At 70.8% G+C, this 26827-nt stretch carries 22 protein-coding genes; 10 read left to right on the forward strand and 12 right to left on the reverse strand.

The annotated features are described in order from the left end of the window. Positions 1-33: 33 nt before the first annotated feature. The 3 genes from ACFYRX_RS33220 to ACFYRX_RS33230 are packed head-to-tail and all read left to right on the forward strand — an operon-like array spanning position 34 to position 6574. Positions 34-1194, forward strand: coding sequence for an AAA family ATPase (locus ACFYRX_RS33220; RefSeq protein ID WP_389107785.1), 1161 nt, complete (start codon positions 34-36; stop codon positions 1192-1194). Beyond that, positions 1191-4712, forward strand: a complete 3522-nt coding sequence (locus ACFYRX_RS33225; protein ID WP_389107788.1) for a DUF5682 family protein — start codon at positions 1191-1193, stop codon at positions 4710-4712. Before ACFYRX_RS33220 ends, ACFYRX_RS33225 begins: the two co-directional genes overlap by 4 nt. Further along, positions 4709-6574: a hypothetical protein gene (locus tag ACFYRX_RS33230; protein ID WP_389107791.1), complete on the forward strand. Its 1866-nt coding sequence runs from the start codon at positions 4709-4711 to the stop codon at positions 6572-6574. Before ACFYRX_RS33225 ends, ACFYRX_RS33230 begins: the two co-directional genes overlap by 4 nt. 225 nt (positions 6575-6799) lie before the next feature. Here ACFYRX_RS33230 and ACFYRX_RS33235 read toward each other — a convergent pair whose 3' ends face one another. After that, entirely contained in the window at positions 6800-7300 is a 501-nt protein-coding gene (locus tag ACFYRX_RS33235; protein WP_389107794.1) for a hypothetical protein, read from the reverse strand. A gap of 827 nt (positions 7301-8127) precedes the next feature. On the opposite strand from ACFYRX_RS33235, the gene ACFYRX_RS33240 reads away from it, so the two are divergent. Beyond that, a complete protein-coding gene (locus ACFYRX_RS33240) occupies positions 8128-8619 on the forward strand; it encodes a hemerythrin domain-containing protein (protein WP_389107797.1) in 492 nt (163 codons plus the stop codon). Positions 8620-8804: 185 nt separating this feature from the next. Here the strand turns inward: ACFYRX_RS33240 and ACFYRX_RS33245 are convergent, their stop codons facing one another. The 5 genes from ACFYRX_RS33245 to ACFYRX_RS33265 all read right to left on the reverse strand — a co-directional run bounded on the left by ACFYRX_RS33245 (position 8805) and on the right by ACFYRX_RS33265 (position 13755). Further along, positions 8805-8975, reverse strand: coding sequence for a hydrophobic protein (locus tag ACFYRX_RS33245; RefSeq protein ID WP_389107800.1), 171 nt, complete (start codon positions 8973-8975; stop codon positions 8805-8807). A gap of 307 nt (positions 8976-9282) precedes the next feature. After that, positions 9283-10749: a Re/Si-specific NAD(P)(+) transhydrogenase subunit beta gene (gene pntB / locus ACFYRX_RS33250; protein ID WP_389107803.1), complete on the reverse strand. Its 1467-nt coding sequence runs from the start codon at positions 10747-10749 to the stop codon at positions 9283-9285. 6 nt (positions 10750-10755) lie between these two features. After that, on the reverse strand, positions 10756-12312 hold the full coding sequence (locus ACFYRX_RS33255) for a Re/Si-specific NAD(P)(+) transhydrogenase subunit alpha (protein ID WP_389107806.1): 1557 nt from the start codon (positions 12310-12312) through the stop codon (positions 10756-10758). A gap of 85 nt (positions 12313-12397) precedes the next feature. Continuing rightward, positions 12398-12769: a hypothetical protein gene (locus ACFYRX_RS33260; RefSeq protein ID WP_389107808.1), complete on the reverse strand. Its 372-nt coding sequence runs from the start codon at positions 12767-12769 to the stop codon at positions 12398-12400. Between the two features lie 44 nt (positions 12770-12813). Next, on the reverse strand, positions 12814-13755 hold the full coding sequence (locus ACFYRX_RS33265) for a helix-turn-helix transcriptional regulator (RefSeq protein WP_389107811.1): 942 nt from the start codon (positions 13753-13755) through the stop codon (positions 12814-12816). Positions 13756-13791: 36 nt separating this feature from the next. On the opposite strand from ACFYRX_RS33265, the gene ACFYRX_RS33270 reads away from it, so the two are divergent. Further along, positions 13792-14751, forward strand: a complete 960-nt coding sequence (locus ACFYRX_RS33270) for an NADP-dependent oxidoreductase (protein ID WP_389107813.1) — start codon at positions 13792-13794, stop codon at positions 14749-14751. 60 nt (positions 14752-14811) lie between these two features. On the opposite strand, the gene ACFYRX_RS33275 is transcribed toward ACFYRX_RS33270, so the two are convergent. After that, entirely contained in the window at positions 14812-15060 is a 249-nt protein-coding gene (locus tag ACFYRX_RS33275) for a hypothetical protein (RefSeq protein ID WP_389107816.1), read from the reverse strand. Here ACFYRX_RS33275 and ACFYRX_RS33280 point away from each other — a divergent pair. The 3 genes from ACFYRX_RS33280 to ACFYRX_RS33290 all read left to right on the forward strand — a co-directional run bounded on the left by ACFYRX_RS33280 (position 15059) and on the right by ACFYRX_RS33290 (position 17621). Beyond that, positions 15059-15430 carry a hypothetical protein gene (locus ACFYRX_RS33280; protein WP_389107818.1) on the forward strand — a complete coding sequence of 124 codons (372 nt, stop codon included), beginning with the start codon at positions 15059-15061 and terminating at the stop codon, positions 15428-15430. The two genes, ACFYRX_RS33275 and ACFYRX_RS33280, sit on opposite strands and share 2 nt — an antisense overlap. Before the next feature lie 184 nt (positions 15431-15614). Then, positions 15615-16199 (forward strand): dihydrofolate reductase family protein, encoded by a 585-nt coding sequence (locus tag ACFYRX_RS33285; RefSeq protein WP_389107821.1) that lies wholly within the window; start codon positions 15615-15617, stop codon positions 16197-16199. A 357-nt stretch (positions 16200-16556) separates the two neighbouring features. Continuing rightward, entirely contained in the window at positions 16557-17621 is a 1065-nt protein-coding gene (locus ACFYRX_RS33290; protein ID WP_389107825.1) for a LacI family DNA-binding transcriptional regulator, read from the forward strand. 37 nt (positions 17622-17658) lie between these two features. Here the strand turns inward: ACFYRX_RS33290 and ACFYRX_RS33295 are convergent, their stop codons facing one another. From ACFYRX_RS33295 to ACFYRX_RS33310, 4 genes are read right to left on the reverse strand one after another with little or no spacing between them, the layout of a single operon-like run. Further along, complete coding sequence (locus ACFYRX_RS33295; protein ID WP_389107828.1) at positions 17659-19044, reverse strand: glycoside hydrolase family 32 protein; 1386 nt, start codon at positions 19042-19044, stop codon at positions 17659-17661. After that, positions 19041-19907 carry a carbohydrate ABC transporter permease gene (locus ACFYRX_RS33300; protein WP_389107830.1) on the reverse strand — a complete coding sequence of 289 codons (867 nt, stop codon included), beginning with the start codon at positions 19905-19907 and terminating at the stop codon, positions 19041-19043. Before ACFYRX_RS33300 ends, ACFYRX_RS33295 begins: the two co-directional genes overlap by 4 nt. 40 nt (positions 19908-19947) lie before the next feature. Next, positions 19948-20901 (reverse strand): carbohydrate ABC transporter permease, encoded by a 954-nt coding sequence (locus tag ACFYRX_RS33305; protein ID WP_389107833.1) that lies wholly within the window; start codon positions 20899-20901, stop codon positions 19948-19950. Continuing rightward, positions 20898-22307: an extracellular solute-binding protein gene (locus tag ACFYRX_RS33310; RefSeq protein ID WP_389107836.1), complete on the reverse strand. Its 1410-nt coding sequence runs from the start codon at positions 22305-22307 to the stop codon at positions 20898-20900. The genes ACFYRX_RS33305 and ACFYRX_RS33310 overlap by 4 nt, the downstream gene beginning before the upstream one ends. 227 nt (positions 22308-22534) lie before the next feature. Between ACFYRX_RS33310 and ACFYRX_RS33315 the strand changes: the two genes are divergently transcribed. Then, complete coding sequence (locus tag ACFYRX_RS33315; protein ID WP_389107839.1) at positions 22535-24121, forward strand: glycoside hydrolase family 32 protein; 1587 nt, start codon at positions 22535-22537, stop codon at positions 24119-24121. 340 nt (positions 24122-24461) lie between these two features. After that, positions 24462-25109, forward strand: a complete 648-nt coding sequence (locus tag ACFYRX_RS33320) for a dihydrofolate reductase family protein (protein WP_389108128.1) — start codon at positions 24462-24464, stop codon at positions 25107-25109. A 423-nt stretch (positions 25110-25532) separates the two neighbouring features. On the opposite strand, the gene ACFYRX_RS33325 is transcribed toward ACFYRX_RS33320, so the two are convergent. Then, positions 25533-26729 carry an NAD(P)/FAD-dependent oxidoreductase gene (locus ACFYRX_RS33325; RefSeq protein WP_389107842.1) on the reverse strand — a complete coding sequence of 399 codons (1197 nt, stop codon included), beginning with the start codon at positions 26727-26729 and terminating at the stop codon, positions 25533-25535. Positions 26730-26827: the final 98 nt, after the last annotated feature.

Consider the following 26827-nt stretch of genomic DNA (forward strand, 5'->3'; position numbering starts at 1 on the left):
CGACACCGACCGATCTACCGAGCAAGGACATCCATGCCCCTGACCGACACGGTCACAGCCCTTCCGGCCCGGCAGAGTCTGCCTGCCGAGGAGCGCTTCGCCACCGAACTCGCCTTCCTCGCCGCCCACGACGACGGCCCCCGCCCGCCCGGCTGGCTGCTGACGCCCCGCGCCGTGATCACCTTCGTCTGCGGCAGCGGCGGCGAAGCCCTCAAGCTGCCCGAGGCACCCGAGGGACTGCCGGACGAACTCGTCGTCGCCCCGAAGTTCGTCGGTGAACGCGCCCTGGTGGAGCGGTGCGTGGTCACCCTCGCCGGAGAACGCGGCCTGCTGCTCGTCGGCGAGCCGGGCACCGCCAAGTCGATGCTGTCGGAACTGCTGTCGGCGGCCGTATGCGGCACCAGCGCGCTCACCGTGCAGGGCACCGCCGGCACCACCGAGGACGCCCTGCGCTACGGCTGGAACTACGCCCTCCTCCTCGCCCAGGGCCCCACCCCGCAGGCCCTGGTGGACTCACCGGTGCTCGCCGCGATGCGCACCGGGAAGGTGACCCGGGTCGAGGAGATCACCCGCTGCCTGCCCGAGGTGCAGGACGCCCTGGTGTCGATCCTCTCGGACCGGCGGATGAGCGTGCCGGAGCTGTCCGGCACCGACGACGCCCAGGTCGCCGCCGCGCCCGGCTTCACCGTCATCGCCACCGCCAACCTCCGTGACCGCGGAGTGTCGGAGATGTCCGCCGCCCTCAAGCGCCGCTTCAACTTCGAGACCGTGCACCCGATCGCGGACGCCGAGGCCGAGACCGAGCTCGTCAAGCGGCAGGCCACGGCCGCCGTCGCACGGGCGGGCGCGGCCTTCGGCGTCGACGACGCGGTGCTCGACGTACTGATGACCGTCTTCCGCGACCTGCGGGCCGGACGCTCCACCGAGGGCTGGGACGTGGAGCGTCCGGGCACGGTGATGTCCACCGCGGAGGCGGTTCAGGTCGCCGTCTCCCTGGGGGTGGCCGCCGCCTATCTTCCCGGTGGCGACTCCCTGGATCTGGTGCCCGGCCATCTGCTGGGTGTGGTCCGCAAGGACGACCCGGCCGACCATGCGCGACTGCTCGGCTACTGGGACGGCCCGGTGCGCCGGCGCGCCGAGGACGGCTCGGCGACCTGGCGGCGCCTGTGGGAGCTGCGGGAGAACCTCCGGTGACACTCGCTCTGGAACCGAGGGCGGCCCTGACCGCCCTCGCCGACTGCGCCGCCCCGTACCTGCTGGGCGTGCGGCATCACAGCCCCGCGCTCGCCGCCGCGGTGCCCGCCCTGCTGGACGCCGCCGGCACCGAGGTCGTCTGCGTGGAGCTGCCCGCCGACTTCCAGTCATGGCTGCCCCATCTCGGTGCGCCGGGCACCCTCGCCCCGGTCGCGCTGGCCGGGGCCGGTGAGGGCGGCCGGCTCGGCTTCTATCCGTTCGCCGACTTCTCGCCCGAGCTGGCGGCGATCCGCTGGGCACGGGAGCGGGGGGCGGAGGTCGTCTGCTGCGACCTGCCGATGTCCGATCCGCGGTGGGGCTCCGAGGGGCCCGCTCCGGACGAGGCCGGTCTCGTCCGGTCCGCCGAGGCGCCCACCGCGTTCGCGGCGGCGCTGACCGCGTCCGGGACCGGCCGCGACGGCGACGACATGTGGGACCGCAGTGTGGAGGTCCTCGCCCCGGGCTGCGCACCCGAAGCGGTCCGCAGGGCCGCACTGGGCGTCGGCTGGGCGCTGCGCCGTGACGCCGAGTCGGCGGGCGGCGTGCCCGCGGTCGATCTGGCGCGTGAGGCCCACATGCGCGAGGCGATCACCCGCGCCTCGGCCGGCGGCCGCCGGGTCGCGGCAGTCGTCGGAGCCTTCCACGCCCCCGCGCTGACCACGCGGGAAGCGGCGGAACCGACCGGGCCTGTCGGAGAGTGCTCGGCCGTGGTCACCTCCCTCGTGCCGTACGCCTTCGACCTGCTGGACTCCCGTTCCGGCTATCCGGCGGGCATCCGCGACCCGCGCTGGCAGCAGGCGGTGTTCACCTCGGGCGGCGACCCCGAGCGACTGCACGACGCGGCCGCTGGGGCGATCACCGGCGTGTGCCGCGAACTGCGGGCGGCCGGACATGTCGCCGGCACGGGCGAGGCCCGCGAGACCCTGCGGGTGGCGTGCGACCTGGCCCGGATCCGCGGACTGGCGGCACCCGGCCGCGGCGAGGTGCTGGAGGCGCTCACCACCGTGATGGGGCAGGGCGAGCCGCTCGGCCGCGGCCGGGCACTGGCCCGGGCGCTGGAGACCGTCCTGGTCGGCACCGACCGGGGCCGTGTCGCCCCCGGCACACCCCGCTCCGGTCTCGGCCCGTCCGTCGAGGCCGAACTCGCCTCGCTGCGGCTGCCCGGACCTGACGACCCCGCACCGCGCGAGCTGCGTCTCGATCCGCTGCGCTCGGCCCTCGACGGCCGCCGCGAGGTCCTCCTCCAGCGGTTGGCGGTGTGCGGTACCGGGTACGGCGAGCCGGTCCAGGTGGCGGGCACCGGCGACGCGGCCGCCCTGACCACCCGCTGGCGGCTGTCCTGGACGCCGGCGGTGCCGGTCCGCCTGGACCTGGCCGGTGTCCGGGGCGTCACCGCGGCCCTTGCAGCCGAGGGCACCCTGCGGGAGACCTTCCGCAAGGAGGCGGCCGAGGGCGGTGCCACCAGCGCCCTGATCCTCACGGGACTGCGCGACGCAGCCCTGTGCGATCTGCCCGCGCTGGTGTCCGAGCGGCTCGCCGACGCCGCCGAGGTCCTGCCCACCTGTGCCACCCTGCCCGAACTCCTCACCGCACTGGACCTGTTGGAGGCCCTGCGGCGCGGCCATCTGCCCGGCACCACACCCTCGATCCGGCAGGGCGCCGCACACCTCGCCACGGAGCTGATGGAGTCGGCCGTACGGTCTCTTCCGGGCCTGGCGGGCAGTGACGACCCGCAGGACGCCGACGCCCTCACGGCGCTGGCCTCACGGGCGGGCGAACACCGCCTGGGCCTGCGGATGGACGACGCCCTGGACGACCTTGCACGCCACGGGTCCCCGCTCATGCAGGGAGCCGCGCTCGCCGCCCGGGTCATGCTCGACCTGGACGACGCCGACACCCTCGGCCGCCGCGCCGCGGGCTGGATCGACAACGCCACCGGGCCGGAAGCCCGGCACGCGATGAGCCGTCGGCTCACGGGGCTGCTCGGCGGTGCCGCACCACTGCTCCAGTCCGCGCCCACCGCCCTGAACCCCCTGCTCGACCGGATCGACACGCTCACCGACCAGGGCTTCCTCGATCGGCTGCCCGCCCTGCGCGGTGGCTTCGACACGCTCAGCCCGGCCGGCCGTGACCGGCTGCTGTCCACGGTGACCGAGCGCCTCGGCGACCGTCTCGATCTTTCGCTGGGCGCCTCACCGCAGTTGCTCGCCCTGTGGACGGCCGCCGACGCGGCGGGCCGGGCGGCGGTGACGTCCCTGCGCCCGCCGCTGGGAACAGGACTGAACGGCACCGCGGGCACCCTGGAAGACCCCCCGCGGGACGAACCCGGACCTGCCCAGGCACCGGTCGGGCCCGCCCCGCACCTCACGCCGGCCGACCGCTGGCGTCTGCTGCTCGGCCGGGAGAGCGAGAAGCTGCCGCAGAACGCCCGCCGTCTCGCTCACGCACTCGACGAGCTCTACGGCACCGGCCGCGGCGAGGGCTCCTCCGACCTCGGCCGGGAGGGCGGCCGGGGCGGCGGCCAGGACGCCTCCTTCCCGACCGCCCGTGAGTGGGCGGAGGAACTCGACGCGCTGTTCGGCGCCGACGTCCGCGAGGAGGTCCTGGCCCGGGCCGCCGGTCTGGGCCGCACCGACGTCCTGGCCGAGCTCGACCCCACAGCGGTACGCCCCTCGGTCGACCTGCTGACCTCCGTGCTGTCCCTGGCCGGCGGAATGCCCGAACAGCAACTCGCCAAGCTGCGCCCACTGGTGCGCCGACTGGTCGACGAACTCGCCAGGGAACTGGCCACCCGACTGCGCCCGGCACTGACCGGACTGGCCACCCCGCGTCCCACCCGCCGTCCGGGAGGACGCATCGACCTGCCACGCACCCTGCGGGCCAACCTCGCCCACACCCGCCGCACCGACGACGGCCGCACCCTGGTCGTCCCCGAGCGACCGGTGTTCAGCACCCGTTCCCGCCGGGAGGCGGACTGGCGGCTGATCCTGGTGGTCGACGTGTCCGGGTCGATGGAGGCCTCCGTCGTCTGGTCGGCGCTGACCGCGGCCGTCCTGGGCGGAGTGCCCACGCTGAGTACGCACTTCCTCGCCTTCTCCACCGAAGTGATCGACCTGACCGACCGGGTCGACGACCCGCTGTCCCTGCTGCTGGAGGTACGGGTCGGCGGCGGTACCCACATCGCCGCCGGCCTGGCCCAGGCCCGGTCGCTGGTGACCGTGCCCAGCCGGACCCTCGTCGTGGTGGTCAGCGACTTCGAGGAGGGGTATCCGCTCGGCGGACTCCTCGGCGAGGTCCGGGCCCTCACGAGTTCCGGGGTGCATCTGATGGGCTGCGCCGCCCTGGACGACTCCGGCACCCCGCGCTACTCGGTTCCCGCGGCGCAGCAGCTCGTCGCGGCCGGCATGCCGGTCGCCGCCCTCAGTCCCCTCGCCCTGGCCCGCTGGGTGGGCGACCGCCTCCGCGGAGAGAACCGATGAACACCGAACTGCCCCCCGTGGCACCCGAGGTGGTCGCCGCCGCCGTGGAACAGCTGACGTCCCGGCTGCGCAAGAAGCTGGACGCCGCGATCGAGGCGTACACGACGCTGCCCGTCACCGCGGACGGGACGGTACGGCGCGTGCGGTGCGGTGAGGACGCCGAGGTCACTCTCGCCCCCGGCCCGTCGGGGGCGGTCACGGACGCCGCCCAGGCGCAGTGCAGCTGTCTGCTGGCACCCCGGTGCCTGCATCGCGCGGCGGTCCTGGGGGCCGCGCCGGTGGCCGACGCCGACGCCGGCGCGGTGACCGAAGTCGCGGACCAGCGGTCCGAGGCGGCCGAAGCGGACGGCGGTGTGCGGGAGTCCGCGACACCGGACACCGACGCGACCTCCGGACCACCGACCGGCCCCACCGCGGCACAGGTCGTCGCCGCGGCCGGGCTGTGGGCCGCGGCGGCGGCGGTGCTGGCCGCCGGGGTGCCCGGTGCGGGCGCCGTACCGCAGGCGCAGGTGTTGCGGGCCGCGCACACCGCCCGGCTCGCCGGCCTGCACCGCGCCGAGGCTGCCGCCCTGAGGGTGGTGCGCGCACTGCGCGCCGCCCGGGCCCGCCATGACGGCCACCGGTTGGCCGACCTGGTCGCCGGGCTGCGGGAGCTGCTGCTCACCAGCGGCCTGCTCGCCGCATCCGATCCCGACCCGGCCCTGGTCGGCACCGCCCGGCGCAACTACCGCCCCGGCGGCAGCCTCATAGTGCACGGCGTGTGCCGGGAGCCGGTGATCTCGGCCACGGGCTACGGCGGGGTCGTCACCCATGTCATCGCCGACGACGGGCGCTGGTTCTCCGTGTCGGACGTCAAGCCCGGCGGACCGGCGCGGGCACGCGGGGCCGCCACCGCCACGGTCGCGCTCGGCTCCGGCAGCCTCGATCACGCGCAGCTCTCCCGGAGCGGCCTGCTGATCTCCGGCGCGACGCTCTCCCCGGACGGCCGCCTCGGCTCCGGGAAAGGGGTTCGGGCCACCCCGGTCACGGGTCTGTCCTGGACGTCCGGGCCGCTCGCCCGTCTGTTCGCCCGCCCGCTCGCCCAGGCCGCCGCGGCACGGCTCACCCCGGTCGACGACGTGGAGCGGGCCGAGGCTCAGGCCGGTGAACTGATCGGCTGTGACGTGGTCATCGCGGGGGCGGCGGAGGACAGCCTGTTCGCGCGGGAACTGACTCCCGACGGAGGCGACTCCGAAGGCCTGTTGATCCGGCTGGTGCCGGCCAACGGCCACCCGGAGCTGGCTCATGCGGCCAACTTCCGCAAGCTTGCCTCGCGCCCGGGACTGCGGCTGCGCGTCGTGGGCCGCCTCGACCCCGACCGTGCCGCGACACTACGGCCGCTGGCGGTGGGCCCCGTGCCGGACGGTACGGCGACGCTGCTGCTGCCGTCCGAGTGGGCGGGACACGCCGATCTGGGCTACGACCGCCTCGAAGGTGCGCACTTCCCACCGGCCAGTGACCTTGCGGCGGTGACGGGCCCGACCACGCTGTCATCGGACCCGGTGGCCGAGGCGCCCCTGTGGCGGTTGCGACGGCTGGTCGAAGTCGCGGTGTCCGGTGGCCGCCGCGCCGCCGCCGAGCCCGCACGGGACGGTACCCGGGCCTCCGGCGCGGCGCTGCGACGCAGCGGTTTCCGCACGGCAGCGGATCTGGCGGACGCCCTGGCCGCGGAGGCGGACCGGCGGGGCCGCGACGTGTTCGGCCGCACCCAACAGGCTGATCCGGACGGATACGCGCGGGTGTGGCTGAGCGCGGCCGTATACCTGTCCGGCACCGAACGGGCCCTGGTCGAGGCGACGTGGCAGCCGGCCGCGGCCGCGTGAATATCGGCCTGGTCCCTCCTGCCGAACATGAGGTCCACCAGGAGGGACGGGGTCGGCCGGGCGTGTCCGGCTGCCACCGAGACGATTGTCCTGTGCCGGCTGACGGGGGGTGTGACGCGTGGGGCGGGATCCAGCCGACCGCCGGCTGTCGTCCCGTCCGACCACACGCTCGCCATCCTGCTTGTGGCGACGGTCACCGCCTCACGTCGTACGGCGCGGCAGGCCTCAGCCGACGTTGAAGTCGAGGTTGGTCACATACCAGGAGTCGTTGATCCTGCTGGACTCGACCTTGACGTCCAGCTGATCCTGCGTCACCCCGGTGGAATGAGACAGGACGATCTTGTCGAGGGCCTGGCCGTCGACCTTGATCCTGTCTGCCGGGACCGTGACCTTGTCACCGGTGCCGGGAGCCTGCGTGACCTCTACCTTCGGGGCGTCCGAAGGCGGGTCGGGGGTGAACGACTCCTTGAACTGTCCGAGCGTCGCCTCCATCCGCTTCCGCTCGGGCGCGTCGTCACCGCATGTCTTCTCGCTGCCGACCTGCGCGGGCTCGGAACCGTCCGCCGGTTCCGCCATCAGCAGACACGCCTGCCCGATCTCCCCCTTGATGAGGGCCGCGACCCAGCCGGCGACGGCCTTCTCCGCGGAGGACCGGTCCACGCCCGACGCCGGTGACGCGCCCTCCTCGGCCGACTCGCTCTTGTCGTCAACGGGGGAATCGCTCACGGACTGCGTCTGCCCGTCGCCGGGCTCCGTGTCGTCCGAGCAACCGGTCAGACCCACGACCGCCGCGACAACAGCTCCCGCGATCGCGCCGGCCCGTCTCGACCTCTGATCCACTAACACCACTTCGGCAACCCTTCTATGAACCTCAACTGCAACAGCGGCACCACGAGTTGACTCGCGTACCGGCTCCGCTACACCGTCAAGACGAGCGAGGAGACTGGGCGGTTCTGTTTCTCACCGTCGTTTACGCAACCGATCACCGGTCACGGGTCACGGGTGTCCGACAGCGGAGCGGGACCGCCGACCCGGCGGACGGTCACAGCGAACACTGGCGCGCGGTCGGGCCAGATCTGCGCAGCGAAGGCTGCTGCACGAGCTGAGCGAGTCCGGCCATGCACGCGGCAAGGTGCTCCTGCGACCGTGGAGAAAGCACCGAAATTCGGCATCGGCTCCGTGGGCGCCGGTGACAACCAGCAAGAACCAGTGCGCTACCCGTCCGCCAACGACATGTGTTCGCTGAGCCGCTCGGGATGCGGGCGTCCCGGTTCAGGTTCGGCTTTCGACGCAGAGGGTGGCGGGGTTCATCTGTTCGACCAACCAGTGGAGCAGGCGACGATCGCGCCCTGGTCCTCGGTGGCGTACAGACGCATGCTGCGACGGCCGGCCGGATGTGGCTCATGGAACTCAGCCATTCCCGTACCCGTGACGCACCCCCTGCAGCCGCTCGGCAACTCACCGTCATTCGACCAGGTTGTCCTGGTGAACACCTCAGGACGGGGTAGCCGCATTCCTGCAAGGTCCCCCGCACGAAAGTGATGCCTACCCCCATGGCGCAGACACGAGACGTCGTTGAACTCATTCTCGAGGACCACCGGAAGATGGAGGATCTCTTCCACCTGATGCGCAGCGTCGAAGCCGACCGGGCCGCCGCCCTTCGAGAATTCTCCGATCTGCTGATCGCTCACGCCCTGGCGGAAGAGGCGAAGGTCTATCCCGCCCTGAAGCGCTACAAGAAGATCGACGACGAAGAGGTGGAACACGGCGAGGAGGAGCATGAGGAGGGCAACAAGGCGCTCCTGGAGCTCCTGGAAGTCGATGAGGTCGGCTCCCAGGAGTGGGATGAGAAGCTGGAAGAACTCGTGCAGGCCGTCACTCACCACGCAGACGAGGAAGAGCGCACCATTCTGAACGGAGCGCGCGAGAATGTGGCCATGGAGCGCCGCGAGGAGCTGGGCGAGGCGTTTATGGAGGAACGCGAGCGTCACCTGAAGGCAGACTGCGGTGCTGTCGACAACGTGCGCCACATCGTGGGCTCCTGACTCCTGTACCCAGGCAGGAGCTGTGCGGGCAGTCGGAAGTCACGGTGCCCCGCCGGCTCCCCCGGGCTCCGGCTCCCGAGAAACTCGTGCTTGCACAACTCGCCCGGGTAGATGTCCCGGATCCGGGATATGGCTGTGGGCCCCTGGACTGTCAGGGGCCCACAGCCATTCTGTTGCCGGGCGAATTACCAGCGATACCAGCGTCCCTTTCGGCCACCTGTGTCCGCGGACCGCACGACGAAGCCGAGCAGCCAGACGACCAGCACGATGACGGCGAGCCACCATAGTGCCTTCAGCGCGAAACCCGCGCCGAAGAGAATCAGAGCCAGCAGAAGAACGACAAGCAGGGGAACCATAGTTATCAACCTCCGTCGCTCCTCATGCCCGGCGAATGCAAGAACACGCAGCGATTATCCCTGGTTTCTCTACTGATCGAGCGGGCATTGGGATCAGTTTCGAGTTGTAGTCGCAGTTGGTGTTCTCCCGGAAATGGGGAAGTCCAGCGAGTACACCGGGTATGCCGCCGGTGCCCGGTGCTGCGCGGTCACGAGCGCGAGGTGCGGGCGCCGGTACGGGAGGTGCCGCAGGACCGGTCCTGAAGCAACGGGCGCTCCGGCCGGATTCCCGCACCTCCACGCTCCGGCGAACGCGGAGGAAGACCCGTCAGCGACTGGGCACCGTCGGCTGCTGCGCCGCCGGCACCGTCCTGCGTCGGCTGTCGGAGCCCAGTGCGCGCAGGATCTCCTCCACGCTCTGTTTGGCGTCGCCGAACAGCATGCTGCTGTTCTCCCGGAAGAACAGCGGGTTCTGCACACCCGCATAGCCGGAGGCCATGGAGCGCTTGAAGACGACGACCTGCTCGGACTCCCAGACCCGCAGCACCGGCATCCCGGCGATCGGACTCGCCGGGTCATCGGTCGCGGACGGGTTGACGGTGTCGTTCGCGCCGATGACCAGCACGACGGAGGTGCCGTCGAAGTCGTCGTTGATCTCGTCCATCTCCAGGACGATGTCGTAGGGCACCTTCGCCTCGGCCAGCAGCACGTTCATGTGGCCGGGCAGGCGCCCGGCCACGGGATGGACGCCGAAGCGGACCTCGATGCCCCGCCCGCGCAACTGCCGCGTCAGCTCCGCGACGGGATGCTGGGCCTGGGCGACGGCCATGCCGTAGCCGGGGGCGATGATCACCGAGCGGGCCTGAGCGAGCATCTCGGCCACCTCCTCAGCCGCCACCTCGCGGTGCTCCCCCTGCTCCTCCGCGCCGCCGGACGGCGCTTCGATGCCGAAACCGCCCGCGATCACGGAGAGGAAGGACCGGTTCATCGCCTTGCACATCATGTACGACAGGTAGGCGCCGGAGGAGCCCACCAGCGCGCCGGTGACGATGAGCAGGTTGTTGTCCAGAAGGAAGCCGGCCGCGGCCGCCGCCCAGCCCGAGTAGCTGTTCAGCATGGAGACCACGACGGGCATGTCGCCGCCGCCGATGGAGGCGACCAGGTGCCAGCCGAGCGCCATGGCCAGCGCGGTCACCGCGATCATCAGGGGCAGGTTCGGACTGATCGTGAACCATACGGTCAGCGCGACGAAAGCCACGAGCGCCCCGATGTTCAGGGCGTTCTTGCCCGGCAGCATCAACGGCCGGGACTTGATGCGCGCCGACAGCTTCAGGAACGCGACGATCGAGCCGGTGAAGGTGACCGCGCCGATGAAGATGCCGATGAACACCTCGGCGTGGTGGATGCCCAGCAGGTCGGCACCGATCGCGTCCTGCGCCGCGCCGTGGGACTCCACCGCCAGGTAGCTGTTCCAGCCCACGAGCACCGCGGCCAGGCCGACGAAGCTGTGCAGGACGGCGATGAGTTCGGGCATCTGCGTCATCTCGACGCGCCGGGCCCGCCACAGGCCCATCGCCGCGCCGAGCGCCATCGCCAGCACGATCAGCGCGACCGCTCCGGCGGTGATGCTCTGCGCCGCGACCACCACGGTGGCCACCAGGGCGAGGCCCATGCCGGCGATGCCGTAGACGACGCCGGCACGGGAGGTTCGGTGCTGGGACAGACCGGCCAGGCTGAGGATGAACAGCAGGGCGGCGACCAGGTCGGCCGCGTGGGAGGCTGTCAGGGAGGTCATCTCGGCTCAGCCTTTCGAGAACATGGACAGCATGCGGCGGGTGACGGCGAAGCCTCCGAAGATGTTGACGCTCGTCAGCAGGATCGCCACGAAGGACAGCGTGGTGACGATCCAACTCTGGTGCCCGATCTGCAGCAGGGCGCCGATCACGACGATCCCGGAGATCGCGTTGGTCACCGACATCAACGGGGTGTGCAGCGCGTGGTGCACCTTGCCGATGACGTAGTAGCCGATCACCACCGCCAGCGCGAACACGGTGAAGTTGCCCGCGAGTTGGGCCGGCGCAAAGGCCACGAGCAGGAACATCGCGAGCATCCCGAGCCCGATCAGGCCGAAACGCAGGGCGGCCGTCAGTCTCGGCTGCTTCGGTGCGGGCGTCTCGGGTGCGGCCGCGGGCTGGGCGGCAGGAGCCGCGGAGACCGCGACAGGGGGCGGCGGCCAGGTGACCTCGCCGTCGCGCACCACGGTCACCGCCCGCTGCACGACGTCATCGAAGTCGATCGTCAGCTGCCCGTCCTTGCCCGGGGTCAGCAGTTTCAGCACGTTCACCAGGTTCGTGCCGAACAACTGCGAGGCCTGGGCCGGGAGCCGGGAGGCCAGATCGGTGTAGCCGATGAGGGTCACGCCGTTGTCGGTCACCACGATCCGGCCCGGCACGGTGCCCTCGACGTTGCCGCCCATGGCTGCGGCCATGTCGACGATGACGCTTCCCGGCTTCATCGCGGCCACGTCCCCGGCCGTCAGCAGGCGCGGCGCGGGCCGCCCCGGGATCAGCGCGGTGGTGATCACGATGTCCACGTCCCCGGCCTGCTTGTGGTAGAGCTCCGCGGCGGCGCGGTCGTAGTCGGCGGAGGTCGCCTTGGCATAGCCGTCGGTGCTCGCCTCCTGGGCGGCGTTCACCGGCAGGTACTCGCCGCCCAGTGACTTCACCTGGTCCGCGACCTCCGGACGGGGGTCGGTGGCGCGCACGATCGCCCCGAGGCTGGAGGCGGCGCCGATCGCCGCGAGACCCGCGACGCCCGCGCCGGCCACCAGCACCTTCGCCGGCGGCACCTTGCCCGCCGCGGTGACCTGACCGGTGAAGAACCGTCCGAAGACGTGCGCGGCCTCGATGACCGCGCGATAGCCGGCGATGTTCGCCATCGAGGACAGCACGTCCATCGACTGGGCCCGCGAGATGCGCGGCACCGCGTCGAGCGCCAGCGCCGTCACCCCGGCATCGGCGAGTGCCTGGAGCAACTCGGGATTCTGCGCCGGGGCCAGCAGGGCGACCACGACCGCGCTTCTCCGCAACCGGCGGATCTCCGCCTCGGTGGGGGCGTTCACCTTCAGGACGACGTCCGCGTCCCATGCCTCGCCGATGTCGGCGCCGATTTCGGCGTACGCCTGATCGTCAAAGCCTGAGGCCTCGCCGGCCCCCGACTCGACGACGAGCTCGTAGCCGAGGCCCAGCAGCAGCCGGGCCGTCGCCGGGGTCGCCGCAACCCGCGTCTCTCCGGAGACGGACTCGGCCACGACGCCGACGCGGCGAGGAGGATGATGTGCGCGATCTTGAGCAGACATGTCCTGTATCTCTCGTCAAAGGAGGTGCGAAAGGGAGATCTGCGCTCGGGGCGGCTACGACGTCCTGCCCCGTGATCGCTGGAACCTAACCCGCCGGTCGAATACGGGCCAACGGCAGCAGAACGTCAGCGCCGGGCCGGGGCCCCTCGCCAGATCCGGGAGCGGCGGGGCAATCTTCGGGGGCCTCCAGCCAGGCCCAGGTGGACAGGCTGTTGAGGGAGGACAGGTCGGCGGTGGGGAGCTGGATTTCCCCGGTTGGGTTGGCGTCGCTGTTCTCACGGGTGAGATCGCCGGGGCGGCCTACCACCAGGCCGGCAGGCGGGCCGGGCTCCCGGCCGAGGTGGGCGTTGCCTCGACCGTGTTCCGCGTCCTCGGAGTTCCCGTCGTACGCCGCGATGTCGCCCCCTGCTCCGTCATGACAGGGACCTTGCGGGTCGCCGTCGATGCGGGCGCCCATCGCTCCGAGCTCGAACTGGCCCGAGGTTTCGATTCCGTGGTAGGTCAGCGAGCGCCCAGCAGGCCGGCAAGCAGTTGGAGTCGCTCGGCGTCAAGGCTGCCTTCGGCGGCGGTGCAGACCAGGAGCGCGGGGCCGCGGTTGCCCGGTATCGGGTAGGCGTCCCAGTCCAGGTTCAGTTCGCCGACATGGGGGTGGTTGAGGCGCATTTGGCCGCGGGTCTGTTCCTCCACGTCGTGGAGGGCCCACAGGGCCGCGAACTCGTCGCTGTGGACCGCGAGTTCACCCACCAGCTCTACCGCGCGCGGGTGGCGGGGATCGGCGGCGACCTGTGTCCGCAGCATCCCGATCAGCTCCGCGACGGTGGCCGCCCGCTTCGGGCACGCCCGGCCGGCCTCGGGGTGCAGGAACAGCGCCGGCAGGTTCCGCTCCCGCTGCGGTCGCCTGGTGAACTCCCCCAGCAGGGCACCGCCGAGCGGGTCCCAGGCCAGCACGTCCAGGAAACGGCCGACGACCAGAGCCGGCGAGGCCAGGCCGCGCAGCAGTCGTAGCGTGGTGTCCGGTACCTCCTCCGGCTCGAAACCTGCACGGCCTCGCCGCCGCCTCACGCACCCCGGCCCGCCGGGCTCCTCGGCGGAGAAGTCGAGGGCGCGCGCGAGGGCGTCCAGGGCCTGTTCGGAGGGGCGGACGTCGCGTCCCTGCTCCATGCGCTGGTAGTAGTCCGAGCTCATCCCGGCCAGCAGGGCCAGTTCCTCCCGCCGCAGCCCGGCGACGCGCCGCATCGGGCCGGGCTCCAGGCCGACGTCCTGTGGTCGCAGCCGAGTTCGGCGGGCGCGCAGGAACTCTGCGAGTTCGCGCCGGGGATCGTCGCTCTTGGCGAGGGGGCGTCGATCACTGCGCCAGTATGCCGCCGACGCGGCCCGCGAGGGTGGGTCTGCCGGACCCAGGAAAAGGAGAACGACCGTGATGGCGCGTACGGGGTCCAGCATCGGACACACCCCAGCCGGTCACGGAAGGACAGCGACATGAAGGCCGTTCAGATCATGAGTTTCGGTACGGCGGACGTACTGCGGATCAACGACGTGGATCGTCCCGCTCCCGGCGCGGGTGAGGTGCTGGTGTCGGTCGAGGCGTCCAGTGTGAACGGACACGATGTGATCGTCCGCTCGGGCGAGGTGAAGATGGTGTCGGGACGCCGGTTCCCGATCGGTGTGGGACTGGACTTCGCGGGCACCGTCGCCGCGACCGGCGCCGGTGTCGCGGGTTTCCGGGTCGGGGACCGGGTGTGGGGCATGGTGCACCCCCGGCAGCGGCACTCCGTCGCCGGGGCGGCCGAGTACGTCGTGGTCGGCGCGGAGCGGATCGCGCATGCCCCGGCGGACCTCTCGTCGGTCGAGGCGGCAGCCCTGGTGGTCGCCGGTTCCACCGCGCTGATCGCGCTGCGCGACAGCGTGCACCTCCAAGGCGGCGAACGTGTCCTGGTCCGGGGCGCGGCCGGCGGCGTCGGCACAGCCGCCGTGCAGTTGGCGCACGCCATGGGCGGCCATGTGACCGCGCTGGCCCGCGACCGCCACGCCGAACTCCTCTCCGACCTCGGCGCCGACCAGGTCCTCGACCACGGCTCCACCACCTCGGACCGGATCGGGCCGTTCGACGTCATCGTCGACACGGTCGGCTCGGAACTGCACTGCTACCGAAGCCGGTTGGCCAAGGGCGGCCGGATGGTCACCGTCGCACTGTCCGGTTCGGCCCTGGCCGCGATCGCCGCGTCGAGCGTGCACGGCTCCCGCCGCATCCGCACGTTCAGCGCCAACCCCGAGAGCCCCGTGCTGCGCGATGTGGCCGACCTCGTCACGTCGGCCGCGCTGCGCCCGGTGATCGACAGCGTGTACCCGCTCGCGGACATCGCCGCGGCGCACGAGGCGTTCGAGCGCGGCGGCGTCGCGGGCAAGCACGTGGTGACGGTGCCGCGCAGCTCCGTCTGACGGACCCCGGTCAGTGGGGCGTAATGCGCAGGTCTATGCCCCGGCCCTGGGCGTCGGCGGTCACGATCCGGGTCGCCAGCCGTGACAGCCGCCCAGATGCCGACCGAGCTGGTTCATGGTCGGCCTGCGGTCCCGCAGCACTCCGAGCAGCCGCGTCTGGACGACCGACAGGTCGTACTCCCCCACGATCTGCGTCAGAACGCCCTGCACGAGGAACGACAGCTGGGCCAGGGCGTCGACCAGCGCACCGTCACCCGTAGTCGAGGATCTCGGGCGATCCCGCGTACCAAGTCCGAGGAGAGCAGCCATGGACGTCCACGCCGCCGTCGTCAGCTCGTTCGACACCCTGCCCCGCTACGAGCCCTTCGACCTGCCCGCCCCGTCCGACGAAGACCAGGCGCTGGTCGACGTGCTCGCGGTGGGCCTGCACCCCCGGGTGCGCACCGGCGCGTCGGGCAGCCACTACACGAGCACCGGAAAGCTGCCGATGGTGCCCGGTGTCGACGGGGTCGGCCGGCGCGAGGACGGAAGGTTGGTGTACTTCGTCGGCGACGACGAACTCGTCGGCCCGATGACCACTCGGACCGTCATCGACACCTGCCGCAGCATCCCGCTCCCGGCGTGGGCGGCCTGCCCGAAGGGGACCGGCGCGATGCCGGTGCGGGACCGACTCGAGTGACCTGCGGCGACCGCCAGATCCTCAGTCTTCACACACCGGTGATCAGCGGTGACCATCCCCGTCCCTGAGCCGGCTTTGGACCGGATGGCGCAGTGCAGGACGGCCACTGCATGATCACTGACCGACCGATGAATTCGTGTCTCCTGGGAGGTCTATGCAGAAGGAGAGCCCACAGGAGGTCCGCATGTCCAAGGTCTATACGCACATGACGATGTCGCTGGACGGCTACATCGCCGACCCCGAAGACGGAACCGGCGAGCTGTTCGGCTGGTACGACGCCGGCGATGTCACCGTGCCGAGTGCCGACGAGCACTGGTCGTTCCAGGTCGACGCGAACAGCGCGGAGATGTTGCGCGAGGTTCTCGCCGGGGCTGGTTCGCTCGTCTGCGGACGTCGGCTGTTCGACTTGACCAACGGTTGGAATGACAGCCACCCGATCGGCGCGCCGACCGTCGTCGTGACCCACAACGCGCCCGAAGACGCCGTGAAGTGGCCACGCACAACCTTCGTCGACGGCGTCGCGGAAGGTGTCGCACGTGCCAAGGAGATCGCTGGTGACAAACACGTCAGCATTGCCAGCGCCGACATCGCACGGCAGGCGCTTGACCTGGGGCTGGTGGATGAGGTCTACATCAGTCTCGTACCGGTGTTGCTCGGCAAGGGGATCCCCTACTTCGCCAACCTGACCGGCGCACCGCACCGCTTCGACGACCCGGTCGTGATCCAAGGCAAGGGCGCGACGCACTTGCGATACCGAGTGCGACGGTGAGTCGAGCCTACGGAACAGCTCGTTGGTATCGAATCACCGAGCACGAGGAGGCCCCTGGTGTCCCAGCCTTGCGTGCCGATCTCCGGGCAGTCCAGCCTGGTCACCCGGCGGTGTGACTGCCTGGCTCACCGGTTCGGGAACGCTGCCGACAACCCGATGCGTGAGCGCCAGTAGCCGACCGGCTGACGGACCGGTGTGCAGGCGGTCCACCCCGGCCGACGGCCATCGATTCCCGTGATCAACCGGACGATCAAGGCTCCCCTCGGGACCCTGGAGATCTCCCGCGTGCGTGGCGCTCGCCGCGGATAGAGTGGACGGTGATCGACAGGGACGGGCTGGGCGAGGGCGGCGGACGGCGTGGGTGGTGCCGAGGAGAGCAGGAGCGCGGGGACCGGGCGTCCGACGTCGCGGGACGTGGCCCGGCTCGCCGGTGTGTCGCACACCGCGGTGTCCTTCGTGTTCAACGGCCGCGCCCAGGGCAACCTCTCGCCCGCCACCCAGGAACGCATCCGGCAGGCCGCCGTCCAGCTGGGCTACCGCCCGGACCCCGTCGCCCGCGGTCTGCGCCGTCGCCGTACCGCCGTGATCGGGCTGGTCACCGACGAGATCGCGTCCTCACCCTTCGCCGGTCGGCTCCTGCGCGGCGCGATGGAGACCGCCTGGGACAGCGAACATCTCGTGCTCACCGTCGACTCCGGCGGCGACCTGGCCAAGGAGGACGCGGCCGTGGCGGAGCTGCTCGACCGGAGAGTGGACGGCATCATCTACGCGGCCATGTCGCTGCGCCGGGTGCGCGTCCCCGAGGGTCTGCACCGCACCCACTCCGTGCTGGCCAACTGCCTGCCCGAGGACGGCTCCCTACCCGCCGTGGTCCCCGCAGAGCGGGCCGGCGGTCGTACGGCGGCCCGGCTGCTGCTCGGTGCGGGCCACCGCCGGCTCGCCCTGGTCGGAGGTCTGGACGACATCGCCTCGGTGGAACGTACCCGCGGCTTCCGGGACGCGCTGCGCGCCGAGGGCGTCACCGTGCCCGAGGAGTGGATCGTGCGCGGCGGCGGGGAGATCTCCGCGGGGTACGCAGGGGCGCTGCGCCTGCTCGACGGGGTCGATCCGGGCCGCCGCCCCACCGGCGTCCTGTGCTACAACGACCGGGTCGCGGCGGGCGTCCTGCATGCCGCGACCCGGCTGGGGATCGAGGTGCCCGCCGATCTGTCGGTGGTCGGTTACGACGACCAGGAGCACATGGCCGCGTTCCTCACCCCGCCGCTCACCTCGGTCGCGCTGCCGCACCGGGCGATGGGCGAGGCGGCGACCCGGCTGCTCCTGGACGCCATCGACACCGGCCGCACGCCGCCCGCGACCATCCGGCGTCTGGCCTGCCCGATGGTCAGCCGAGCCTCCGTGGGTCCGGCCCCCACCCAGTGACCCGGGCACCCGGCCCGCGCCAGCCTCCAGCCCATGGTCAGCCGGGCCTCCCTGGGCCCGATGCCCACCCGGTGACCCGGACACCCGGCCCGTCGACCGTCAGCTCGGCGATGTCGCCGGGGCGCCGGTAGACGCGTTCGGTGACCATCGCCCGTTCGGCGACGAAGAGTTCGAGGAGCGAGCCGTCGACGAGCAGCCGGAGCGCGAGTTCCGGTCCCTTCGGTACGTGCACGGTGATCGGCGCGGAACCCTCCCGGCCGGTCCGGGGCCAGGCGGTTCGGTCGAGGACGACCGTTCCCTCCACGGGGTCTGCCCGGACCGTCAGCTCCCGCCCCGAAGCGTCCCGAAGCAGACTCACCGTGGTCGCCTCACGCGCGATGACCGTCAAGTCGTACGACTCCGGAAGCGGGGCCTTTCCCGGTCCGCTGACGAACGGCTCGGCCGCCCGCAGGAGTTCGAGCTCCGGAGCCGGACTCACCCGCAGTGAGCCGTCGGGGTGTACGTCCACGACACGGGGTGCGGTGAGCACGCCCGCCCATCCGGCCCGGTCCACCTCCTCTCGCGGACGGGCCTCCCACGACCAGCCCCACATCAGTGCCCGGTCCGGCTCCTGGAGCACGGCGGGGGCGTAGAGGTCCCGCCCCTGGTCGAACCGACCGCCGACCCGCGTCACGAACCTCAACCCTCCCCCGCCATCGGCATCCAGACGGCCCGTCAGATACCCGGTCGAGCACGGATCTCCGTCCCACAGGGACAGGAGGAGTACGTGGTCGCCGCTGCGAGTCGCGTACAGCTGCGGGCACTCCCAGCCCACCGCCCCCTTGTCGCCGAACACGCCTGCGGCCACCGGGTCCCTGCCGTCCAGCAAGACACCGGCGAACCGCCAGTCGGTCAGGTCGTCGCAGTCGTAGAGCAGGACCGAGGGCGTGCCGTCGGCGTGCCCGGCTCCGACGAGGGCCCAACGTCGGTGCGCGTGGCGGAAGATGAACGGATCGCGGAACATCGCCACGTCCAGTCCCGGCGGCGGCCCTGCCACCACCGGCGTCGGCAGCGGCTTCCAGTCGGTCAGTCGCTCGTCGTCCGGGTCCGCCGCCCGCGCCAGGCAGATGGTGCCGAGACCGGTGTGGTCATGGTCGATTCCGGTGTACACGGCGGTCGGTGTGCCGGCGTCGTCGACGACGCAGCCCGACCAGCAGCCGCCCTCGTCCGGGCCGCCGGGTGTCGGTGTGAGGGCGATCGGGTGGTACTCCCAGTGGACGAGGTCGCGGCTGGAGGCGTGGCCCCAGTGGATGTCGGCGTGGACGGGTGCGTTCGGGTTGTACTGGTAGAAGAGGTGGTGGCGGTCGCGCCAACGGAAGGGTCCGTTGGGGTCGTTGATCCAGCCGGCGGGCGGACGGATCCTGAAGCGGGGTGTGTGGCTCAACGGTTGACTCCTGCTGAGGTGATGCCCTCGCGCAACGGGCGCTGACCGACGAGGAACACGGCGACGGCGGGGAGCATCGACAGCACGACTCCGGCCAGGACCACGGAGATCGAGCCGGTGCCGAGGTTGCCCTGGAGAGAGACCAGGCCCAGCGGAAGCGTGTAGTTCTGGCTGGACGTCTCCAGGATCAGCGGGCGGAAGAACTCGTTCCAGTGGTAGTTGAAGGCGAGTACGCCGACGATCGCGAGGCCGGGCGTGGCCAGCGGGGCGTACACCGAGCGGAAGATCCGCCAGGGTCCCGCGCCGTCCAGCATGGCCGCCTCGCCGAGGTCCTTCGGCATGCCGAGGAAGTACTGGCGCATCAGGAAGGTGCCGAAGGCGGTCGGGAAGGCGGGGATGATCAGGCCGAGGAGGGTGTCGGTGAGGCTCATCGACTTCAGCACCAGGAACACCGGCACGATGGTGACCTGCAACGGCACCATCATGGTCGCCAGGACCAGGCCGAACAACGGCTTCTTGAAGCGGAACTCCATGCGGGCGAAGGCGTATCCGGCCAGGCCCGCCGTGATCATCTGGCCGACCGCGATCAGCGCGGTCACGAGGGTGGAGTTCAGGGCGAGCAGCCATACGTCGATCTGCTGGAAGACCCCGCGGTAGGCGGCGGTCGTCGGGTGGGCCGGGATGATCTGCGGGGGCAGGTCGAAGGACTCGGCCGGGGTGCGCAGGGAGGTCGCGACGGTCCAGATGACGGGGCCGAGGGTCACCAGGGCGCAGACGGTCAGTCCGGCGATCCGGGCCCAGGGGGCGAGAGAGTGGCGTGCGCGGCTCAGGGTCGGAGGAGGGGTCGGGGTTGCCTTGCTCATAGCGCTCATTGCGCCTGTGGCGCTCATACGGATCACCGGCTCACTGGTAGTGGACGAAACGCCGGCTGAGCCGGAACTGCAGGGCGGTGACCGCCATGATCAGGACGAAGAGCAGCACGCCCACTGCGGACGCCTCACCGAAGTCGAGCTGCTCGAAGGCTCGTTCGTAGATCACCATCACCACCGTGCGGGTGGCGTCGCCGGGTCCGCCGTCGGTGAGGACGTACGGCTGCTCGAAGACCTGGAGGGCGTTGATGATGCCGACGACCGATGCGACGAGCAGGGTCGGTGACAGCAGCGGCAGGGTGATGCCGAGGTGCTTGCGCAGGCCGGTCGCGCCGTCGAGGGCGGCGGCCTCGTGGATCTCCTTGGGGATGTTGTTCAGACCGCCGACGAACAGCAGGAACGAGAAGCCGAACTGCTGCCAGACGTAGACCAGGACCACCGTGGCCATCGCCGCGTGCTCCGAGGTCAGCCAGGGCACGGGCGCGATGCCGACCAGGCCGATCAGCCAGTTCACCACCCCGAAGTCCTGGTTGAACAAGTACTTCATCACCACCGAGATGGACGCGGCGGACAGCACCAGCGGGAAGAAGAACGCCGAGCGGAACACCGACCGCAGCCACACCGGCATCCACCCGTTCACCACGAGCGCCAGCGTCAGCGCGATCAGGAGTTGCAGCGCGACCGCGAGGACCATGAAGACGAGCGTGTTGCGGAAGGAGACCAGGACGGTCGAATCCGTGAACGTGGTGCGGTAGTTGGCGCCACCGGCGAAGCGGGGCGGGTCGATCACGTTCCAGTGGAACAGGCTCAGCACGACCGACCCGATGATCGGTACGACCGTGAAGACGACGATCCCGACGACCGTGGGCGCCAGGAACAGCGCGGCCAGCAGCCGGGTGCCACGGTCGCGGACGGAGGGCCGCGCGGCGGTGACGGCGGGTGGCGGGACCGGCCGTGAACTCACTTCCTGTACTTGGGTGTTCGTCATACCTCACGCTCCATGGCCTTCTCCAGGTCGCCCTGCATCCGCCGCAGCGCGGGACCCACCGCGCGGGGTGAGGCCAGCGCGGTGCCGGTGTACTTGAGCAGGACGTCGGTCACCTCGGCGACCTGCGGCGGTGCCGGGATCGGGCCGGTGTCGGGAAACCGGTCGAGGGTGTCGTAGAAGACCTGCCAGTGCGCCGGGCCGCTCTCGGCGTAGCGGGCGTCGGTCAGCATCGAACGGCGGGCGGGGGTCGTCTGGTTGCCCTGGAACAGCCGGGTCATCGTGTCCTTGTGGGCGGTGTACTTGATGAACTCCCAGGCGGCCTCCTGCTTCTTGGAGGTGCGCAGCAGCGCGTAGCCCGCCGCGCCGAACTGGTGGCGCTGGGTGCGCCAACGCGGGAAGTACTGCACGTCGTAGTCGTCCGCCCGCATGCCCGCCAGATGCAGCCCGCCCGCCCAGAAGCCGCCGGCCGGGGTGACGCCGACGCGGCCGGTGGAGAACACGCCGACCAGGTTGGTGCCGCTGCCGCCTTCGGGCCGTGAACACAGGTCTTCCTGCACGAGGGAGGCGAGATAGTCGTACGACTCCTCGACCCGGGCGGTGGTGGCCTGCGGGGTCGTCCAGCGGAAGCCGCCGCCGCGGCCCTGCCGGTCGGCGGCCGGGTAGAAGCTGTCCCAGAGCCACGAACCACCGGGCGCCTTGGACTCCTTGAGGAGATTGGTGCCGTTCGCGAAGAGCCAGGGGACCATGCCGCCCCACAGGCGGTTGGTCCAGAAGTACGGCGTGAAGTGCGTGCCGCCTGCCCGCTTCATCTCCCGCAGCAGCGCGGTGAAGTCGTCGCGGCTCCAGTCGGCGGGCGGGAAGTCCGCGCCCGTCCGCTTCAGCACCTGCCTGTTGAGGTACATGTCGGCGGCGTTGAACTCCATGGGAAGTTGGTAGAGGCTCCCCTCGTACATCATCGACTCGACCAGCGAGGGGTGGACGTCGGCGAAGTACTCGCGCAGTTCCGCCGCGTCCCGGCGCACCCAGCGGTCGAGTGGCACTCCGAGCTTCTGGGCGAACAACTGCACGCCCTCGGTGGCCACATAGACCAGGTCCGGTGCGGTGCCCGCGGCGATCTGGGTGAGGATCTTGGCGAAGAAGTCCGACCAGTCGACGGCCTGCACCGCGTTCACCCGCAGCGGGATGTCGGGGTGGATGCGGTGGAAGCCCTCGGTGAGGGCGTCGAGGGTGGCCGGGTCGTAGGCGGAGCCGAGGGTGGCGACGACGAGGGAGCCGTCGTCGCGGCCGGGGATGTCGGCTCCGGTGAGCCGGTCCCAGCTCGCGGCGGTACCGGCCAGGGCAGCTGCGCCCGCCCCGTACGCGCCGTACCGCAGCAGCGTGCGGCGGGGGAGGTTCGAGTCGGTCATCGAGCGTCCCTAACTCGTGTTAGTTCAGGGTTGATGCCCCAGATGATGGGAACCGGGCCATGCGCCTGTCAAGAGCCGGGAACGCTTGACCTTTAACGAGTTAGGTCTACAGTCCTCGTTCACACGAGCCGCTTTCTTTATCACGCCCTCCGCGTTGTGAGCCGCACTCGCGTGTGTGACGAGCCGCCACGGGCCCTCAGGGGCCGCCACGAGAGGAACGATGCACCATGCCGAAAACATCGGGGATTTCCAGGAGATCACTGTTCGCGGGATCGGCGGTGGGCGCCGCCGCGCTGCTGCCCACCCAGACGGCCACGGCTGCCTCGAAGCCCAAGGTCCCGACCAACAACGAGGTGAAGGCCAACGCCGCGGCGAGCGGCGCGAGTTATCGCGCCGCATACCACTTCACGGTCCCCGACCAGTGGAAGAACGATCCGCAGCGGCCCGTCTGGGTCGACGGCGAGTACCGCTACTACTACCTCTACAACGCCGACTACTTCACCGGCGTCGTCGGCACCGCGTGGCGCCTGGCCAGCACCAAGGACCTGGTCTCCTTCACCGACCGCGGGGTCGCCGTCCCCAAGGACACCACGCCCAACGGCGACCTCTGGTCGGGCTCCGCGGTGGTCGACACCGGCAACACGGCCGGCTTCGGCGCGGGCGCGGTCGTCGTCATCGTCACCATGTCCCCCGGCGGCGGCACCAATCAGCAGGAGCAGTTCCTGTATTACTCGACCGACGGCGGACTCACCTTCCGCAACTACGGGACCGCCCCCGTCCTGCCCAACCCGGGCGTCGCCGACTTCCGCGACCCCAAGGTGATCCGCGACGAGGACCGGAACCGCTGGGTGATGGCCCTGGCCGAGAACGACAAGATCGGCTTCTACCACTCCGACAACCTCAAGTCCTGGACGTACGTGGGCGGTTTCATCCACGACGGCATCGGCGTCCTGGAGTGCCCCGACCTGTTCCGCATCACCGCAGGCGACGGCACCGTCAAGTGGGTGCTCGGCGCGAGCGCCAACGGCAAGGGCTCGGGACTGCCCGCCACGTACGCCTACTGGACGGGTTCCTTCGACGGCAGCACGTTCACCGCTGACACGAGTGACCCGCAGTGGCTCGACCACGGCTGGGACTGGTACGCCGCCGTCACGTTCGAGAAGCGGAACGCGAGCGGCGTCGTGGACGCGACCGCCCGGTACGCGATCGGCTGGGTGAACGCCTGGGACTACGCCAACACCACTCCCACCATCGACTGCGACGGCTTCAACGGCACCGACTCCATCGTCCGCCAGGTCACCCTGAAGAAGGCGTCCGACGGCACCTACTACCTCGCCTCCCAGCCCGTCGCCGGCCTCGACTCGCATGTCACTCGCACCGTGAACCTGGGCGACGTGACCGTGAACGGCACGACGGTGCTCGACTACACCGGCATCTCCTACGAGGTGACGACCGAGATCACCTGGTCCCAACTCACCGGCGCCGGCCTTCAATTGAGGCGCTCCCCGGACGGCGGCCGGCACATCGACGCCGGGATCTACAACAACTACGCCTTCCTCAACCGACGCAACACGGTGAATGCCGACACCTCCGGCAAGTGGCAGGAGAGCCACACCCCGTTCGATCCGTCCGCCGGCACAGTGAAGCTGCGCATCCTGGTGGACCGCACCTCGGTGGAGATGTTCGTCGACGACGGCCACTACGTGCACACCAGCCAGGTTTTCCCCTACCTGCTGGACACCCGGCTCGCACTGTTCACGATCGGAGGCAGCGCGGTGTTCCGCAACACGGTGATACGCGAGTTCTCGATGTGAGGCCGACCAGGACGGGTGCACCGACCGTACGCGTGAACTGACCGGTGGGGCTTCCCACTTGGCGTGCGGTGGTCGAGCGCCAAGGGACCGGCCCAGCACTCAACGGACCGGCCGGTCCCCCGGGACCACGGATGACTCCTGGCCCCCGATCCCGCTCCGGCGGGCAGGTGACTGTCTCGGCGGCCACATGGATGCCGCCGAACGGAGGAAGTCACGATCACGCGGCGCACGCCTGGAAAGAACTCGAGCGGCGTTGTCGATCCAGCCAGGTCCCGTTCGACATCCTGATGTAGAACGCATCGCCCACACGAGGAGGCGACAGGACATGATGAGGGAGCACGTGGATCAGCTGCTGCGAGTGCAGAACTTCACCATCTCGAGCGACGGCATCGCCGCTGGTGAGGACCAGAGCCTGGAAGAGCCTTTCGGCCACGACATCGATCCGGGAAAGCTCTTCGCCTGGGCCGGCGCCACGGCGAGCTGGCCCAACCGCACCGCGCCCGGAGGAAGCCGTGGCCTCGACGACTACTTCGCCCGGGACTTCAGCCACAACATCGGTGCCGAGATCATGGGCCGCAACAAGTTCGGGCCTCAGCGCGGTGAGTGGCGCGACCACGAGTGGCGCGGCTGGTGGGGTGACGAGCCGCCCTTCCACACGCCGGTCTTCGTCCTGACCCACCACAGACGTCCGTCGTTCACGCTCTCCGACACCACGTTCCATTTCGTGGACGACGACCCAGCCACCGTTCTCGCGCAGGCGCGGGAGGCCGCGCAGGGCAAGGACGTCCGGCTGGGCGGCGGCGTGACCAGCATCCGGGAGTTCTTGGACGCCGACCTCGTCGACACCCTGCATGTGGTCGTCTCACCGGTGAAGCTCGGCTCCGGGCTACGTCTGTGGGACTCGCCCGAAGATTTGCTGGACCGGTTCCAATTGGAGGTCGTGCCCAGCCCGAGTGGTGTGTCACACCACCTGTTCTGGCGCAGATGACAAGAGAGACACCGCGGTAGACAAACGCTGGTGTGGGCGAGTTTCCCCTGCACGTCCCGGTACTCGCCCACAACTGCGCATCGACCACATGTGCTGCACCCCCTGTCAACTGCAGTGCGCCCCAAGGCCCCCCGGATGACGGCGCTTACGCACGAGGTCGTCGCCCACTGACGTCTCTCCCGGCCAGGTTGCGGCCGTCGCCCCGCCCGGACACACGGACGAGAGAAACCGACCGCCTCCTCATTTACGGCCCGCCCTTCGGAGATCGTCTGGCTCGACCTCACCGCGATCCGGGTGGCTTCCTCACCCGACTCCGGCGAGTACTTGCTCGGCGGCGCCCCTTCATCCTCGTTTCCTGTTCAGGGCAACCCAACTGGGTCGCTGACCGGAAACACCGGGACCGCACGCAAGGCGCCGCGTGCATCACGCCGCCATCCGTGCCGTTCCCTTCGGCACCGCGCGCCCGGCCACCGCTCGCCGCCGTCGCACCGGAACGCCCAGTGTCGGGTTGGCGACGCCCCAGGCCGCACCCTTGCAGACCAACTCCTTGTAGCGAGCCGCGAAACGGCCTGTCAGGGTGCGATCGACGGCCCGGTCGTCGGCGGTGACGAACTGGATCAGGCCGTCCTCGCGGCCGAGGGAGATGCACTGGTTGAAGTAGCGCAGCGGGGTGTTCGGCAGCTTCCCGTCGGTCAGGCGGGCGGCGATGGAGTCGGCAGCCTGCCAGGCCATGGGGGTGCCCGAAGCGCAGGACATGCGCAGTGACTTGCCACCGGCGCCCAAGGCGTGGCCGGCGTCGCCGATCGCGTACACGTCCGGATGCGAGAGCGAGCGCATCGTCGCGTCGACCACGACCCGGCCGGTGTCCGCGAGTTCCAGGCTGGTGGCCGCGGCCAGCGGGTGGACGGCGAAGCCCGTGGTCCAGACGGTCACGGCAGCCGGGAGGGTCCGGCCGTCCGCGGTCGTGACCCGGTCCGCACCGACATCGGTCACCGCCGCGTTCTCGCATACCGTGATGCCGAGCCTGTCGATGACCTTGCGCAGGTGCGCGCGGCCCTTCGGGGAGAGCCAGTCGCCCAGTTCAGCGCGGGTGGCCAGGGTGACGCCGAGGTCCGGGCGTGCCTCGGCCAGCTCCGTCACGAACTCCAGGCCGGTCAGGCCCCCGCCCACGACGAGGACTGTCTCGCCCTCGGCGAGCTCTGCCAGACGCTCGCGCAGCCGGAGCGCACCGGGGCGGCTCGCGATCTGGTGGGCGTGCTCGGCGACGCCCGGGACGCCGTGGTCGTTCCCGCTGCTGCCAAGGGCGTAGACGAGGGTGTCGTACGCCAGATCCGCCGTGCCCTCGGCGCTCTGCACCTCGAGCGTCTTGCGGTCCACGTCGATCGACGTGACCTTGGCGATCCTCAGCTCGACGCCCGTGTCCGCGAACATGTCAGCCAGCGGGCGCGGCTTGAGCTCCTGTCCCACGGCCAACTGGTGCATCCGGACCCGCTCGACGAAGTCGGTCTCGGCGTTGACGAGAGTGATGGCGACGTCCTCACGGCGCAGCCGCTTGGCGAGTCGGCCCGCCGCGATCGCTCCGGAGTAGCCGGCGCCGAGAACGATGATCCGGTGCTGCATCTTCCTGCTCCTGTCTGCGCGGGTCCGGTGCCTTCTGGCCCGGTCACGCACCTTGAACCGGACAGCCCGGCGATCCCTGACAGGAGACAGGAGTGACC

Origin of the sequence: Streptomyces sp. NPDC005374 (genome assembly GCF_042872225.1) — a bacterium.
GTDB lineage: Bacteria > Actinomycetota > Actinomycetes > Streptomycetales > Streptomycetaceae > Streptomyces.